Source organism: Sphingobacterium sp. UBA1498, assembly GCF_002325125.1.
In the GTDB taxonomy this organism is placed as follows: domain Bacteria; phylum Bacteroidota; class Bacteroidia; order Sphingobacteriales; family Sphingobacteriaceae; genus Sphingobacterium.
Map to the genome: position 1 here is coordinate 18,828 of NZ_DCRG01000001.1, position 13,831 is coordinate 32,658.

General features: G+C 38.9%; 10 protein-coding genes. All 10 read right to left on the reverse strand.

Features of this window, described 5'->3' with window-relative positions; translation table 11 throughout:
• Nucleotides 1-114: 114 nt before the first annotated feature.
• The 10 genes from B3139_RS00055 to dinB all read right to left on the reverse strand — a co-directional run bounded on the left by B3139_RS00055 (nucleotide 115) and on the right by dinB (nucleotide 13,797).
• Nucleotides 115-1,791 carry a DUF6035 family protein gene (locus tag B3139_RS00055; protein ID WP_293879001.1) on the reverse strand — a complete coding sequence of 559 codons (1,677 nt, stop codon included), beginning with the start codon at nucleotides 1,789-1,791 and terminating at the stop codon, nucleotides 115-117.
• A gap of 50 nt (nucleotides 1,792-1,841) precedes the next feature.
• A complete protein-coding gene (locus tag B3139_RS00060) occupies nucleotides 1,842-2,894 on the reverse strand; it encodes a YbjQ family protein (RefSeq protein WP_293879003.1) in 1,053 nt (350 codons plus the stop codon).
• 239 nt (nucleotides 2,895-3,133) lie between these two features.
• On the reverse strand, nucleotides 3,134-4,291 hold the full coding sequence (locus B3139_RS00065) for a hypothetical protein (protein ID WP_293879005.1): 1,158 nt from the start codon (nucleotides 4,289-4,291) through the stop codon (nucleotides 3,134-3,136).
• 101 nt (nucleotides 4,292-4,392) lie between these two features.
• On the reverse strand, nucleotides 4,393-5,544 hold the full coding sequence (locus tag B3139_RS00070) for a 5-methylcytosine restriction system specificity protein McrC (protein ID WP_293879007.1): 1,152 nt from the start codon (nucleotides 5,542-5,544) through the stop codon (nucleotides 4,393-4,395).
• 211 nt (nucleotides 5,545-5,755) lie between these two features.
• Nucleotides 5,756-7,381: an AAA family ATPase gene (locus B3139_RS00075; RefSeq protein WP_293879008.1), complete on the reverse strand. Its 1,626-nt coding sequence runs from the start codon at nucleotides 7,379-7,381 to the stop codon at nucleotides 5,756-5,758.
• Nucleotides 7,382-7,621: 240 nt separating this feature from the next.
• On the reverse strand, nucleotides 7,622-7,744 hold the full coding sequence (locus B3139_RS00080) for a heavy metal-binding domain-containing protein (RefSeq protein ID WP_293879010.1): 123 nt from the start codon (nucleotides 7,742-7,744) through the stop codon (nucleotides 7,622-7,624).
• Nucleotides 7,745-8,194: 450 nt separating this feature from the next.
• The gene (locus tag B3139_RS00085; RefSeq protein ID WP_293879012.1) at nucleotides 8,195-9,052 is read right to left on the reverse strand and encodes an SOS response-associated peptidase; all 858 of its coding nucleotides are present in this window, start codon (nucleotides 9,050-9,052) and stop codon (nucleotides 8,195-8,197) included.
• Nucleotides 9,053-9,103: 51 nt separating this feature from the next.
• Nucleotides 9,104-9,577, reverse strand: coding sequence for a hypothetical protein (locus tag B3139_RS00090; RefSeq protein WP_293879014.1), 474 nt, complete (start codon nucleotides 9,575-9,577; stop codon nucleotides 9,104-9,106).
• 121 nt (nucleotides 9,578-9,698) lie between these two features.
• Complete coding sequence (locus B3139_RS00095; protein ID WP_293879016.1) at nucleotides 9,699-12,635, reverse strand: DNA polymerase III subunit alpha; 2,937 nt, start codon at nucleotides 12,633-12,635, stop codon at nucleotides 9,699-9,701.
• Nucleotides 12,616-13,797 (reverse strand): DNA polymerase IV, encoded by a 1,182-nt coding sequence (gene dinB, locus B3139_RS00100; protein ID WP_293879018.1) that lies wholly within the window; start codon nucleotides 13,795-13,797, stop codon nucleotides 12,616-12,618. The genes B3139_RS00095 and dinB overlap by 20 nt, the downstream gene beginning before the upstream one ends.
• Nucleotides 13,798-13,831: the final 34 nt, after the last annotated feature.

The following is a 13,831-nucleotide window of genomic DNA, read 5'->3' on the forward strand; positions in this document are numbered from 1 at the left end:
AAAAATAACTAAAATAATGAAAAGAAAGTTCTTTTGTTAGATAGATTCCTACTTCTTGGAAGTGCTATAACAAACGAAATTGTTTATATATCCTTAAATGAGTTCGATCACTTATCAAATGAAGATTTCAGGATATGCCTTTACCAGTACATTAAATATTTCATTGTCACTTCGCTCGAAAGTTGTGCTATATTCTTTAACCTTCTTTCGAACAGTTCCTTTTTTATCTACACGATTTAGCACTTTACCCAAGCCAGTATTATTTAAAACATCTTTTATGAAAGACAAATGCTCTTTATAGTTTGATAGAATTAATACAGTGTATTGGATCCAACTTTTAAAATTGGCACCAATAATTTCCATTCTTTGTGCCGATTCTACAAACCAAAGAAAGCGCAACATCTTACAAACAATCTCCCTTTCTTCAAAAGTATAGCAGACTGACAAGTAACTTAGTTCCAAATAATCTTTCAGTCCTTCTTTCCCATCTCTATCGACTAAAAATTTCTCGTCTGAGGGTTGCAGTCTATAATTTCTATCAAAAAGATAATTTTTAACTTTGTAAAATGATCTTTCAAGGTCTGCGTTTCGAAGGAAATATTGAATTATCCCATTACCATCTTTATCCTTAGCATTTATATCGAATTTAAAATTATCACACGACAATAGAAATTCTGCGACAGTCATACCATAGTCGTCATTTAGATTGCGATATTCTTCAATGTAAATTAAAAACAATGGTATACCATCTTTAGTCCTCCGATTTAAATCAACACGTCCATTCAATTCTTCAATACTATCATCTTCAAGACCATTGACCTGTTGTGCAAGGGAATAAAAGTTGTAATCTAGTTTTTTATATCTCGATATCTTATTCAATAAATCAATAATTTCTTCTTTTACCAGAGCTTTCCTAGCTTTTGCCTTTTCTTCTTCGTATTTCCTTTCAGCTTCTTCTTTTATTGTGAATAGCATTTTTGCGAAAGTCCTAAATTCCTCCTCATAATGGAGAAAATAACATGAATAATCTCCATCGTTAAAGTTTAAGTCAGAAAGTCTTGCATCCCGATTTATCCATTTCTCATGGACTTGATTATTATTAAATATGAATGGCTGTTTAAAATGACAGTCGAGCCTTAAATTTAAATCTTGTGATTCATCGAGCATGAATAAATTTTGATGCTTCCATATATATTTAATATCCCTTTGAAATGTATGAAGATCTTTCGGCGAGTTTTTAAAATCTAATATCCAAATAAGATAAATACCATTGGCTTTATAAAAATCATATCTATGCTGTATGTAATGGAGCGGTATATAAGAGATCTGTATTTCAAAAGCGATTTTCTTTCCTTCATATTCACAATACACATCAGGCCTACGCTTATCACCTTTCTTTCCTTTGATAAATGTAGAGTCCACATCGATAGAACTATTATCTACACCTACTTCCAATTTCAAAAATTCTCCGATCTTGTGCTTGAGATCTCTATGTCTGGGACCTTCTCTTGCATAAGCCATATCTCGATAGCAATTAAATAGATCAACATCAAATCTATTTTCTTTAAGTATACAATTATCGGAATTAGGCATATGGCGAAAGTATACATTGTCTTTGCCACTATGGGCAACAACTAATTTTTGCTCGCATTCTACACAAGAAAATCTTGAACGCTCTAAATTATAATCTAGTCGCACACCAAAACCTTCTTTCTGAGTACCTATGACTTCATTAGCATCTACAACTTTAGATTCTTCATTGTCAAAAGCATAAACTATTGCTCTATCCATAACACATGATTGATTCGATTTGCGGATAATTTGTAAAAAGTACTTTGTGATTAGAGATTCAACTTTTCAATAATACGTATTCTTCTATTCAGCACTTCCTGCACCTCTTCCGGTTTCAAGCTTTTCTCCGTAAAACCTCGCTTATCTCGTGTGCATGAGCTACATTCTGAATTGTCAAGCTTATTTGTATGACCACATTCACATCGCCACACTTCTTTTCCACTCGAAAACATTCCCTTAGATTCCTCAATATGCACAATTTCAGGGAAGAACTTTGCTAAAGCATCTCCTTCTAAACTTTTCAGCATAGCTATATCTTCTTTTGAATACCAATCTTTGTCCAAAGAGAATATTTTCAGCGCAATACGTCTAGCATGTGCATTACTATTTAAAAGGTTAATAGCTTTTGAGTAATCTATAAAATCGGATGAAGTAATAATCGCATTAATACGTTTTACTTGTAAGGTTGTCAAATTGCCTTCTAATAAAGCATTATAAAGTATAGCAATCGCATCCTCATCGGGTAAGTAATCAAAATAACTGAATAGCATTTCCAGCTTTTCTTTTGGAGTTTGTTCTATACCGTAATCCTCATTCATCGCTTTGAACACAAGTGGTTCAAATTCCCTTAAACCTGACGTAGCGATAAATTCGACGGTGTCCTTATTGATAGACTCTAGCGACTTATAATTTTCTAAGATAATATCTGCTCGGACCTTTTGCTGAATCAGTTCGCCATCCAATAGATAATCCTGCTTCTCCACTGGCACGCGAGCAACCTCTTTAAGATGTACTGGTGTACCCACTGCAGTAATCATAAACATCTGACTCCCCTTTCCTGAGATTTCGTCTATATCTACACTAAGCCCTATAATAGCATCAGCACGAATTGCCTGTGCACGCTGCTTGAGCGTTTCGGTAACGCGCCTGTACATCTCCTGCATCTTCTTCTCATAGCTGGTAGAGCGACCGCCAAAGAAATCGACATAGCTCGCTCCTATATCGCTAAAGATATTGGTGCCGATGACAACATTGGCTGCTATTGGATCATTATATCGTGAAATCTCCCTCCCTTCGATGGAATTGGTCGTGGTTACTATCATGGCATGCTACTTTTCAATCGGGCAAGGTTAATACCCTTGACTAATATACATTATTTATTTTGAATTAATATGTTTACAGATATTAACTTTCAAGATTATTATAAACTGTAAGGCTAAGGTATGGGTTTGAATGTAGGGTTGGTTACGGGAAACCGTAGCTGATTTATTCAGCAACTTTAATAAGAAAATAAAATAAAAAAAAGGCCTCCCTCGTTAACCGTCGAGGGAGGCAGTTTTGGCTAGATCCTTGCTTGAATCCACCAACGATATTTATGGTCAGCAAACAAGGAACTGATAAATAGGTATCCAATTTCATGAATACTGTCCTCTGTGTGATTCTCACTTCTAAAATTGATATCGCGAGCTTTAAAAAAATATGATAATTTGATATCATGAATTTGTTTATCTCCAATTAGAATTTTTATAATCGAGTTGAGCCCCTTTAAGATTTCTTTAACTATGGCTATTCTTCTATCTTGATCTAAATCTCCATTTTCTTCCAAATTATTTCTTAAACTGTTTAATTCGAAAAATTCTTCATATGACTGTAATCTACTATGAAATATTCGGTTCAGATCTCTCTGAAATGGATTAGCATTAAGATCAAATTTCGAAATAATGAATTTTACATATCTGGCCAAGCAATTAAAGAATTCATTTTTAAGTTCGTCTACCCTGTTAATATGTCTAACAGGAGCTCTAAATGATAAAAAACTATTTACTATATTCAACAATATCAGTTCTTTCAGAATATCACCAGTCACATCCTTTTCCTCAAAAGCGAAAGGTTCACTATGAACTTCGCATTTGTTCCAGTCTTTAACGTTGATTAAAAAGCAATGATCCTGATTAGGATTGATACCAATCTTATCTTTGTTTGCTTGCTCTTGTATCGCACCAATAGTAACAAATTTGGTTTTAGACAATAGGCTACCTCCATTCTCTACCATTTCCTGATGATTTTTAATCATTGGGAAGGCATAAACAACTGCATTTCCCCCTTTTTTTTTAACATTCTCCGACAATTCTTTTAGCAAAAAGAATTGATTATTTGATTCTTTATTTATTTCGAATTTCAAATAGTCCTTAGGACTATTTCGTGTGCCATTTTCTGTACTTAAATGACCTTTTTTATATTGAATAAACAACATATAGCCATTTGAAGGAATTTCTATTTTTACATCATAGCCACCTCCAGCCTCACCAGTCTTATCAGATTTTCCCTCTTTAAATAAACTCAGGGCTCCAGCAACAACTTTTTGTTGAAGACGTTCAGATTTTAAACATTTAATATCCTCATTATTCGATAGTCTTGAAAATTCAAAATTCCATCTTTCGGTTAGAGACAATAGTTCATGAGTTATGTTTAACTCCAAAGATTTTTCAGTTAAATCCATTTCAATAAATAACAAATTTTATTCTCAAATATTCCGTTTTTAATACCTAATGTTCTTATAAACTATAGGCTAAAGAATCCTCATTTTATCAGATATTTCTATCAAATAGTAACCAAATCGATTTCCTGCAAATACATTTTTCGATAGGTACTTGATTCCCTACAAGCGGTATCAAATAGTTTAGTTGGATTCTGCTTTTCGATAAAAATTTCAAAAGACTTTTTGACCGCTGTTTCCGTTAGCATTGAAGGATATATAAAATATGAAGGAATAATGATATCTTCTTTAATACCCAACTCGTTATAAATACTATTCAATCTAGCATATCCGGCCAATTGGCGTGCATCAGTCATAGAGGGGTTGCCACCGGCGTACCTAGGTTTATATTTAGCATCGACAACAGCTTTAATTCCACACACCGTATTCAAGATAAAATCTGGTTCTTGCCTATTGAATTTGTGATGGTATTTGACCTGATGTTCCCCTGGAAATCGCTCCCGAAGTTTTCTGAATACATATAATTCGAATAACTTGCTCATATCAATCCAAAAGGGAGGATGGGTTACTTTATCTTTATTTGAAGTTTTGGAAAGGTTACAATCTCTTAAGACTAAAATCTGATTACCTAACTTAATTGCCAGGTTGTAGTTCTTATAAAAAGGATTGTTTTCTCTGTATCTAAAATTTACAAAACATGTATCATTTACCTGTTGAAAACCTCCTCGGCAATAGTTTAAATATTCTAATAACTCTTTATACACATCCGAAGAACCAAGAAATTCACTGAGATGAATGGCGACTTGAGATAAAACAAATTTCAAAAATTTGTTTTCTTCGGAATCAAAACCAAATTCTTGAAATTCACAGACGGTGGTATTAATACGATGTTTAAGAATATTGGTTTTTATCTGTTGTCCAATCAGAACTTTGCCTTTTACCTTATTATTTAAATTCTCATACTTTTTATAATATGATTTTTTTAACCCCCTTTTTACTAGATCTTTGACAACTGACAAAAACTGTGCAATCAGAAATGGAGTAAGTATGGGCTGAAGCTCACTATCAATCTCTATCCAATTATTTTCAATTTTAGTTTCCATTAAACCATCTAAATGATTGAAATTCTCTGGTTCTTTTAAAACATCCAATAGAATTTTTATATAATTAATCTGCTTCTTTGTAGTATTTAGCTTCGGTGCAACATAAACGGGTAGTTTAAAATTATGCAGGTAATCTAAGCCAATATAATACATCGTATTTATGGTACATGAATATTCCTCATTTTCTTCCTGACCGCTAAATGTAACTGAAACACATTTTTTGTCTCTGTTACCTTTAAAGAATAGTTCATCTTCCAGCTGTGTGACACTACGATAATGTTCCCATTTCTCTAACTTTTTAAAAGTTGCTAGATGGTCTTTTTCGTAATATTCAAAGTGTTCAGATATCCGGAGCATGCACGATTTAAAGTTTATTTATAATATCCCTAGCTGATTCTTTTAATATTCCATCTTTAATATACTCCAATAAGATGGGTTTGATTTCATATTTCACCCGAAGGTGGAAATCAATCGGCTGATCCTTAAGGAGGTTCCCTTGCCACCCCTTTTCATATTGCTGAATAAAATAAGAATGGCCTAGCCATACATCCTTGGGTTCAAAATCACCGGTCATATAATCAGATCTCTCCAAAATTACAGGGCTATTGTCAATCAGGTCTGCGTTAAAGTCATAATTTTTGACAAACAGTTCACTTACAATTTTAAACTGCTCAATTTGGAAATCACTTGATAATTCGTTGGTTAAGTTTTTGGGCAATACATCGATAAAGGCAAAACGTCTTCGAATAGCGTAGTCAATATGACCAACTGAACGATCTGCGGTATTCATAGTTCCAATAATATATAAATTGGGCGCAAGCATTAAGCTCCTGCCGCCTACGTCATACATAGATTCGACAGATTCACCCCGATATTCTAATGCATAGATCAGCTCCCCTAATACTGATGATAAATTAGCCCTATTAATTTCATCAATGACAAGAATATACGGTTTAACATCAGGAGTAGCGGCATCTGCAACGCTTTCCTCGCGACTAATAATCAATTTGTATAAATGAAAATAATAAGTACCGGCGGCTTTTCTCTCCAATAATTCTTCAGTTTTAGTTATATCTGTAGATGTTTTAAATTCTCTACCAAGCTCATTCAGTTTGATAAAATCGGTAAACAATAATGTATAAGCATAAGGATAGTTCATATTATTCTTATGCTTATACTTTATTACTGTCTCAGTTATGTCTACGATTTGTGCTGTGGTGCCAGGAATATCGAGATATTCTCCTTTGGCCAGGCTGTCTATAATATCATTTTTGAAAGCATTTAGCTTTTCATTAAAATTAAGCTCATTTTTTAAAGTAGAGACTGATTTCCCACTATCGCGATAATTTTCTAAAGCTAAATTAGCAAAACTCGCCAAAGTCTTATTTTCAGCATCATATAAGACTCCCCCACCATCGTTATTCGGCTTTGCTACTATTCCTCTGACAAAATCCTCGTAAGTATAACTTGGATGAAATTGCACGAGTTTAAACTGATCATTGTCCTTTAAATCTTTTGTATCGCTCAGGCCCAATAGCTCTGCTGCCATCAATTTTGCAGTGCGTGTCTTCCCTGTTCCTGGAGGACCTTGTAATATTACCTGCTTTTTGTAGTTTAAAATCTTTGTGCAGTCTGAAATCATAAATTTTGATCTTACGTGTTGATAATATGAAGAAATGAATTTCCATGAGTTTGTTTGGTCATCCACGAGTCGCTGTAATGTGCTACGTGATTGCGGGAATCTTTTATCTCCCACATACAAATCTAAGACTTTTACCTTCCTGTAATGGATGTTGTGATATTTACTTTGTAGTAATGCACTTTCAAAACTGTCTGATAAAACTTGGCACAATGCAATGATTTTCGTTCCCTCTCTAACTAAAACGATGTCATTTATAGCCAGACCATCGGATCGCTTTCCTGTAAAATGGTGACATTGAATATTATCCCAATCTCCTGTTCCAATAACTGGCTCTCTTTCCTTTAACATTAGACTTGAATCTATTTGTAGCTTTCCAGTTCCATATGGTTGATACATTTGTATATGCCAATAAATCATTTTTTTTTACTGGTTTTGTTAATAATGTCCTTCATTAAATTATATCGATTTTATTTATTTAAATGGTAGGTAAATTTCTTTGGAGATATTTCATTGTATAATAAAACACGGAAGTCTTCATCATTGCGGCCCTTTTCTTGGACCTCCCTCAGCTGATCCCCATAAAAGCAGCTACATGAAGCCTGCTCCTATATCGCTAAAGATATTGGTGCCGATGACAACATTGGCTGCTATTGGATCATTATATCGTGAAATCTCCTTCCTCTCGATGGAATTGGTCGTGGTTACTATCATGGCATGCTACTTTTCAATTGGGCAAGGTTAATACCCAAGCCTAATATACATTATTTATTTTGAATTAATATGTTTACAGATATTAACTTTCAAGATTATTACAAACTGTAAGGCTAAGGTATGGGTTTGAAAGAAAGGCTGGTTACGGGAAACCGTAGCTGATTTATTCAACTGTTTTAAGAAGACAATAAAATAAAAAAAAGCCCCCCTCGTTAACCGTCAAGGGAGGCAATTTTGGCTAGATGTCCGCTTCGGCTAGATGTTAACCGGCTTTGGGCATTCATCTACTGTAAAGATCGTTAGATTAGTTGAGATATCAGTTGCTCATTTTATTCAATTACTTTCTAAAATTCGAACTTTTATACTTTTTTCATAAAGAAATATCATTTGCTCTACAAATTCTGGCTATTGTTTGATACATATCTTGTAAACTTACTACAAGATGCCAATTTAAAACAACGAGGTCTGAGCGGTATCACTGCCCAAAGGTGGCAGTCCCTCCCAGTCGAAAGCCTCATAGCGATGCTTTCCATCCGGACGAGCTGGATATCCCCGCAACGTATAAACCGGGTAATGTCTCAGCTTTTCATTGGGCATTTCGAACAGGAAAATAGGTGGCATATCGTCCTCCTGAATATCCTCAATCCACTGCCGCTCGAGATCCTCTGGCAGAAACAAAGGCATACGGTGTTTATTCGGACCATCGTTGTGGATATTGGCCATCACTTCATTAGCCGCACGGGTAAGCATACCAAAAGACCCTACACGTTCAACAACGCCATCCTCATCCACCTTCTCGTGCCATTGATACAATCCCGGTAAATAGAAGAGATCTCTTCCCTCTTCGCCAATGAAATAAGGGACTTTCTTTTTCCAGCCCTTCACGGCACGGTGCTCAAAGGTTCCGCTCACCGGAATAAGGCAACGCTGCTTGCGTAGACGGTACCAATAGGACTTTTTATCTTCGAGGATACGCTCGCTGCGCACATTGATCATATTGCGCCGGCGATCGGCCTGCAGCTTTGGATCGTCAATGTAGGTGGGTAATACGCCCCACTCCATCTCGGTCAATGCCAGCTGGCTTGAATCTTTATCTTTATAGAGGATCGGATACTTGGGAAAGGTAATGGCCTGGACATTCTCCAGATAGTCATAGTTGTAGTCTAACTGACGGCGCTCGTCCCGCAATTGCGGAAAAGTCTTTTTGATAATCTCAATATCGGTATGAAGGCTAATATCCCAGCACATAATGGTATCCTTTTTTTGTTTGGCTCTGATACGAATATACGCAATTTGTGCAGTATACAACGACTGTCCTAAGGCAAGAAAAAAGGGTATTTCAGTTTGGCTCCCATCATGCTACCGAAGTATCTCTATGGCAAATACTTTCTTTGTGGTCTGCCCATCGGTAATGGTCGCTACTACACGGCCATATTCCAGTGAAAATAGGATATCAATGGGACTCTTGCGCTGAAAACGGGTCTTGGTACGCAAATAGTTAACAATATTTTTCTCATAAAGCTTGAGCATGCGCTTGTCCCAGTTCTCTTCCTTGATCCGGTTGAGAAAGATCCGGTAACCGGAACCTGTCTCTAGCATATTCTCGATCTTATCGGCATCTTGGGGCAGTTGCAAAGCTCTTCCCTCCTTTGGATCCAGCTGATAGGCATGCTGACCAGCAGTTTCCTTATCATCGTAAGGGCTGAGCAGAAAGCCTGTTTTCTCTCTGACATCTGGCCACTCAAAACGCTGTAGCACAAAGTCAGTATAGCCGGACTCAACGAGCTCGCGAAAACTATTTTTGGTGACTTGTTCAAAGGGATTGTACAGCATAATATTGTATAACTATTTGTAGAATAAAAATACAAACAATGATTTCAATTATTGACAGGGAAAGCATATTAAACTCGTAATTATTTATTGTGCTTTCTTCGCTATATTTTTTTAAGACTTCTTATTCGCTCCTTGGATCGGGTTTTAAGGGCATCTTGGCACAGCGGATCACTTCAATAGATGGGCATCCATATTCCACGACAACCTTTCCCTCGACCAAATAGATACCGGCACCCCGCAATGGATACTTTGCCAGGCTCTGCGGAAAATGCACCGTATCGAAGAAATAGCCATTCGCATCAAGGAAGGTTCCAAATTTCATCAGGTCTCCCCGCTTGGTCTTAACAAATTTCTCGCAGACAAAATCACCCACGACCCGTACGATTTTTCCTTCATGCTGGCCCAGTTCTTTCGACGGTATATCACCGCGATAGTCACTTTTGGTCAGATCAAATAATGAACCTGTGACACAGAACCCTATGAGCTCCATCTCATCATAATAGTCCTCTAAAATATCTTCCTCCAGTGGTGGAAGGATCGGCTTACGGCTTTCCGTTTCAAAAAGGGCCATACTGGTCACTACAGGTTTGTGTTTGCTCATCAACAGATGGGCTTCCCACAGCAGCTGTTTTTTGCCTATACCTATAAACCGCAGCGCACCGACCCGAATAAGGAGGATTACCTGTTCGAGCCCGGCCTGAGTTCTTTTAACAAAGTCTTCCAGACTACGATATTGACCGGCATATTCCCTTTGCTCAATGATCCGGTTTGCTAGTTTTCCTTCCAGATTGAGAATACAGTCAAATCCGAGATAGATATCTTTTCCCTTAATGGAGGTATTGAAGACGGACTGGTTGACGCATGGAAGACAAATGTTTCCGCCTGCAATACGTGCTTCGTTTACATAAACCTTGCGGTTATAAAAACCGCCATAATTGTTGAGCACCGCAACCATAAATTCCAGGGGATAATAGCTTTTTAGGAACAGGCTCTGATAGCTTTCAACTGCAAAAGAAGCCGAGTGTGCTTTGTTAAAGGAATAGCCGGCAAAACTTTCCATCTGGCGCCAGATTTCACGGCTCACCTTTTCGTCATATCCTTTTGCCTTACAGTTTGAAAAGAATTTGTCTTCGATCTCAATCAGATGGTCCTTGCTCCGATATTTGCCCGACATCATACGCCGGAGCACATCAGCATCTGCCATATCCAATCCGCCATAAGCATTAGCAATTTTCATAACATCTTCCTGATAGACCATCACCCCATAAGTTTCCTCCAGCTGTTCTTTAAAAACAGGATGCGGATAGACCACTATGGAGGGATCATGATGGCGACGGATGTATTCGCCCATCATTCCGGAACTTGCAACACCTGGCCGGATAATAGAAGACGCCGCTACTAAAGTGAGGTAATCATCACAGCGTAATTTGGTCAGAAGCTGTCGCATGGCGGGACTTTCAATATAGAAACATCCAATGGTATTGGCCGATTTAAGCTGTGCGGCAATAAGCGGGTCCTGAAAAAAACGTTTTGGATTGTCGGTATCGATGACTACCCCGAGATTTTCGCGTACAATGCTGCGGCAATCTTTGATATGCCCGATACCGCGCTGCGACAGGATATCGAACTTCTCAAAACCGATATCTTCGGCCACATACATATCAAACTGCATGGTCGGCAATCCTTTGGGCGGATTGTCCATCGCTGAATAACAGGTAAGCGGTTCTTCCGAGATGAGCACGCCACTGGCATGGATGGTTCGCTGATTAGGGAAATCGGCCATCCGGTTGTAAACGCTCAGGATCGTATTGGTCACCTCGTTTTTATTGAGCAGGTGTTCAGGTTCATGAACCAACCTATCAATTTCCGCTTTGGGCAGACCGTAGACCTTTCCAAGCTCGCGCAGAATGCTCCTTGAACGGAAAGTGCTCATAGCGCCCATCAGAGCCGTGTGACCGGTCTGATAGCGGTTGAAGATATAGTCGTACATCTCGTCCCGTTCGTTCCAGCTAAAATCAACATCAAAATCCGGCGGACTTTTCCTTTTGGGATTAAGGAAACGCTCAAAGGGAAGATTGAGTGCAATGGGGTCAACATCCGTGATACCAAGACAATACGCTACTGCAGAATTTGCGCCGGATCCTCTGCCCACATAGTGAAAATTACGTCCACGTGCATAGCGGCAGATATCGTCGGTAATCAGAAAATAACTGGAGAAGCGCAGATTTTCGATAATCTCTAGTTCCCGCTGGATACGTTCTGTGGCGATCCGGTCATTCTTGCCATAGCGCCTGGCAAAACCATCCATGCAGTACTTATGCAATAGCTGTTTATCGTTATAACGGTTTCCTGTAAAAGTTGCTTTATTCTTAACGCTTGTAAAATCAAAACCAAAGGAACATTGCCCCAGCATACGGTTGGTATTGGCAAGCAGCTGCGGCAGCTCCGAAAATAGGCGCATCAGTTTTGCCTTGGGAATAAATACCTCATCATTGGTGGCAACCTGCTGGCTTTCGAGCTGCGAAATCAGCAGATTGTTGTCAATGGCCCTTAACTGCCTGTGCAGGGTGTAGTCGGATTTACGAAAGCTAACAGGTGCAAGGATCACACAGCGGTCAAGGATACGCCGTTCCATCAATTGGGCTTTTGTACGTTCGCCAGGTCTTATTCCGATATATTCGAAATCACGCAGTACAAAGCCATCTATTTTATGAAAAGGATAGATTACGAAGACCTGATCAAAACCGGGCGCACGCTCAGGTACCGCACGGTTTTCCATATTGAGCCGGGTGCGGTATTCGTTGATCTCACGGAAACCGTGTTCATTCTTGGCAATGGCAACAAAACATAGTTTGTCTCCATCCCGAAATTCCATGCCTGCAAGTAAATTCAGACCAGCTTCCCTACCCTGTTTGATAAAATCCAGCGAACCGGAACTGTTGTTGATATCGGTCAGCACAGCAGTGTCATACCCTCCCGCCAGCATTCCAGAAATGAGATCCTGTAGACTGAGGGTGCCATATCGAAGGCTAAAGTAGCTATGTAGATTTAAAAGCATCTCCCCCTCCTTTCTCCGGCAGCGGTGCGCAGATCCCTTTCATCAAAAATTCTGACCCATATCGCTTTCTGATCTTATCCATTGCCTGCATCAGGTTTACTTCCTCTGCACTATCATCAAAAAGGTCGGTCTGATAGGATCCGTAAATCAGTCCAGAAAACTTGATTCCGATAAGCCGTATAAGCATCCGCCGGCTATAAAGCTTTTTAAAAAGGGAAAGCACAACATCTGTGAGTTTCCGGTCCGAGTTAGTATAGGAAACGGATAACTGCTGGGTATGGGTATCAAAATTACTGTACCTGATCTTGAGCGTAACACAGCTGGTCAGTTTTTGGTCTTTTCTCAGATCAAAGGCCAGTGTATCGACCATACCGATCAAAGTGCGGCGCAGTATATCCATATCTATCGTGTCCTGTTGAAAGGTGTTTTCTTTGGACATGGATTTCTGTTCACGGAAAGGTACCACGAGAGAATCGTCAAGTCCATTCGCTTTGCGCCAGATATTGATACCATTCTCACCAAGCACTTTCTGCATGGTAAATACTTCCATCTGCTGTAAAGTACCGATTCTGGAGAGACCCATATTGCGGAGTAGTGTAAAGGACTTCTCTCCGACCATCGGTATTTTTCGGATGGACAATGGCGCCAGAAATCCTTTTTCTGTTCCGCTGTTGACATGCTTTTCGCCACAGGGTTTGGCCTGACCGGTAGCGATCTTGGAAACTGTTTTGTTGACCGAGAGTCCAAAACTGATCGGAAGGCCTGTTTCCTTGATAATCCGTTGCCGCAGTTCCTGGGTCCATTTCCAGCAACCAAAAAAACGGTCCATTCCCGTAACGTCGAGATAGTGTTCATCAATGCTGGCTTTTTCGACAATGGGGGTATCCTCCTCGATTATCTGGGTAACAATTCCGGAATAATGGCTGTAAAGATCATGATCTCCCCGGACAACGATGGCCTCAGGGCACATCCGTAAGGCCAGTCGCATGGGCATAGCAGAATGCACACCAAACTTACGGGCTTCATAAGAACAGCTTGCTACTACCCCACGGTCACTGCTTCCTCCAATGAGCACAGGCATGCCCATGAGCTTGCTGTTCTGCAGTCGCTCCACGGATACAAAAAATGTATCAAGATCACAATGTACTATACTCCTTTCCATGTCTTTCAATTGTATAAAAAGCCGTCCGCCGGCT

Excerpts from the sequence above, each read along its gene's own strand:
- B3139_RS00055 (WP_293879001.1), bottom strand. The coding sequence starts at position 1,791 with ATGGATAGAGCAATAGTTTATGCTTTTGACAATGAAGAATCTAAAGTT.
- B3139_RS00060 (WP_293879003.1), bottom strand. The coding sequence starts at position 2,894 with ATGATAGTAACCACGACCAATTCCATCGAAGGGAGGGAGATTTCACGA.
- B3139_RS00065 (WP_293879005.1), bottom strand. The coding sequence starts at position 4,291 with ATGGATTTAACTGAAAAATCTTTGGAGTTAAACATAACTCATGAACTA.
- B3139_RS00070 (WP_293879007.1), bottom strand. The coding sequence starts at position 5,544 with ATGTATTATATTGGCTTAGATTACCTGCATAATTTTAAACTACCCGTT.
- B3139_RS00075 (WP_293879008.1), bottom strand. The coding sequence starts at position 7,381 with ATGTTAAAGGAAAGAGAGCCAGTTATTGGAACAGGAGATTGGGATAAT.
- B3139_RS00080 (WP_293879010.1), bottom strand. The coding sequence starts at position 7,744 with ATGATAGTAACCACGACCAATTCCATCGAGAGGAAGGAGATTTCACGA.
- B3139_RS00090 (WP_293879014.1), bottom strand. The coding sequence starts at position 9,577 with ATGCTGTACAATCCCTTTGAACAAGTCACCAAAAATAGTTTTCGCGAG.
- B3139_RS00095 (WP_293879016.1), bottom strand. The coding sequence starts at position 12,635 with ATGCTTTTAAATCTACATAGCTACTTTAGCCTTCGATATGGCACCCTC.
- dinB (WP_293879018.1), bottom strand. The coding sequence starts at position 13,797 with ATGGAAAGGAGTATAGTACATTGTGATCTTGATACATTTTTTGTATCC.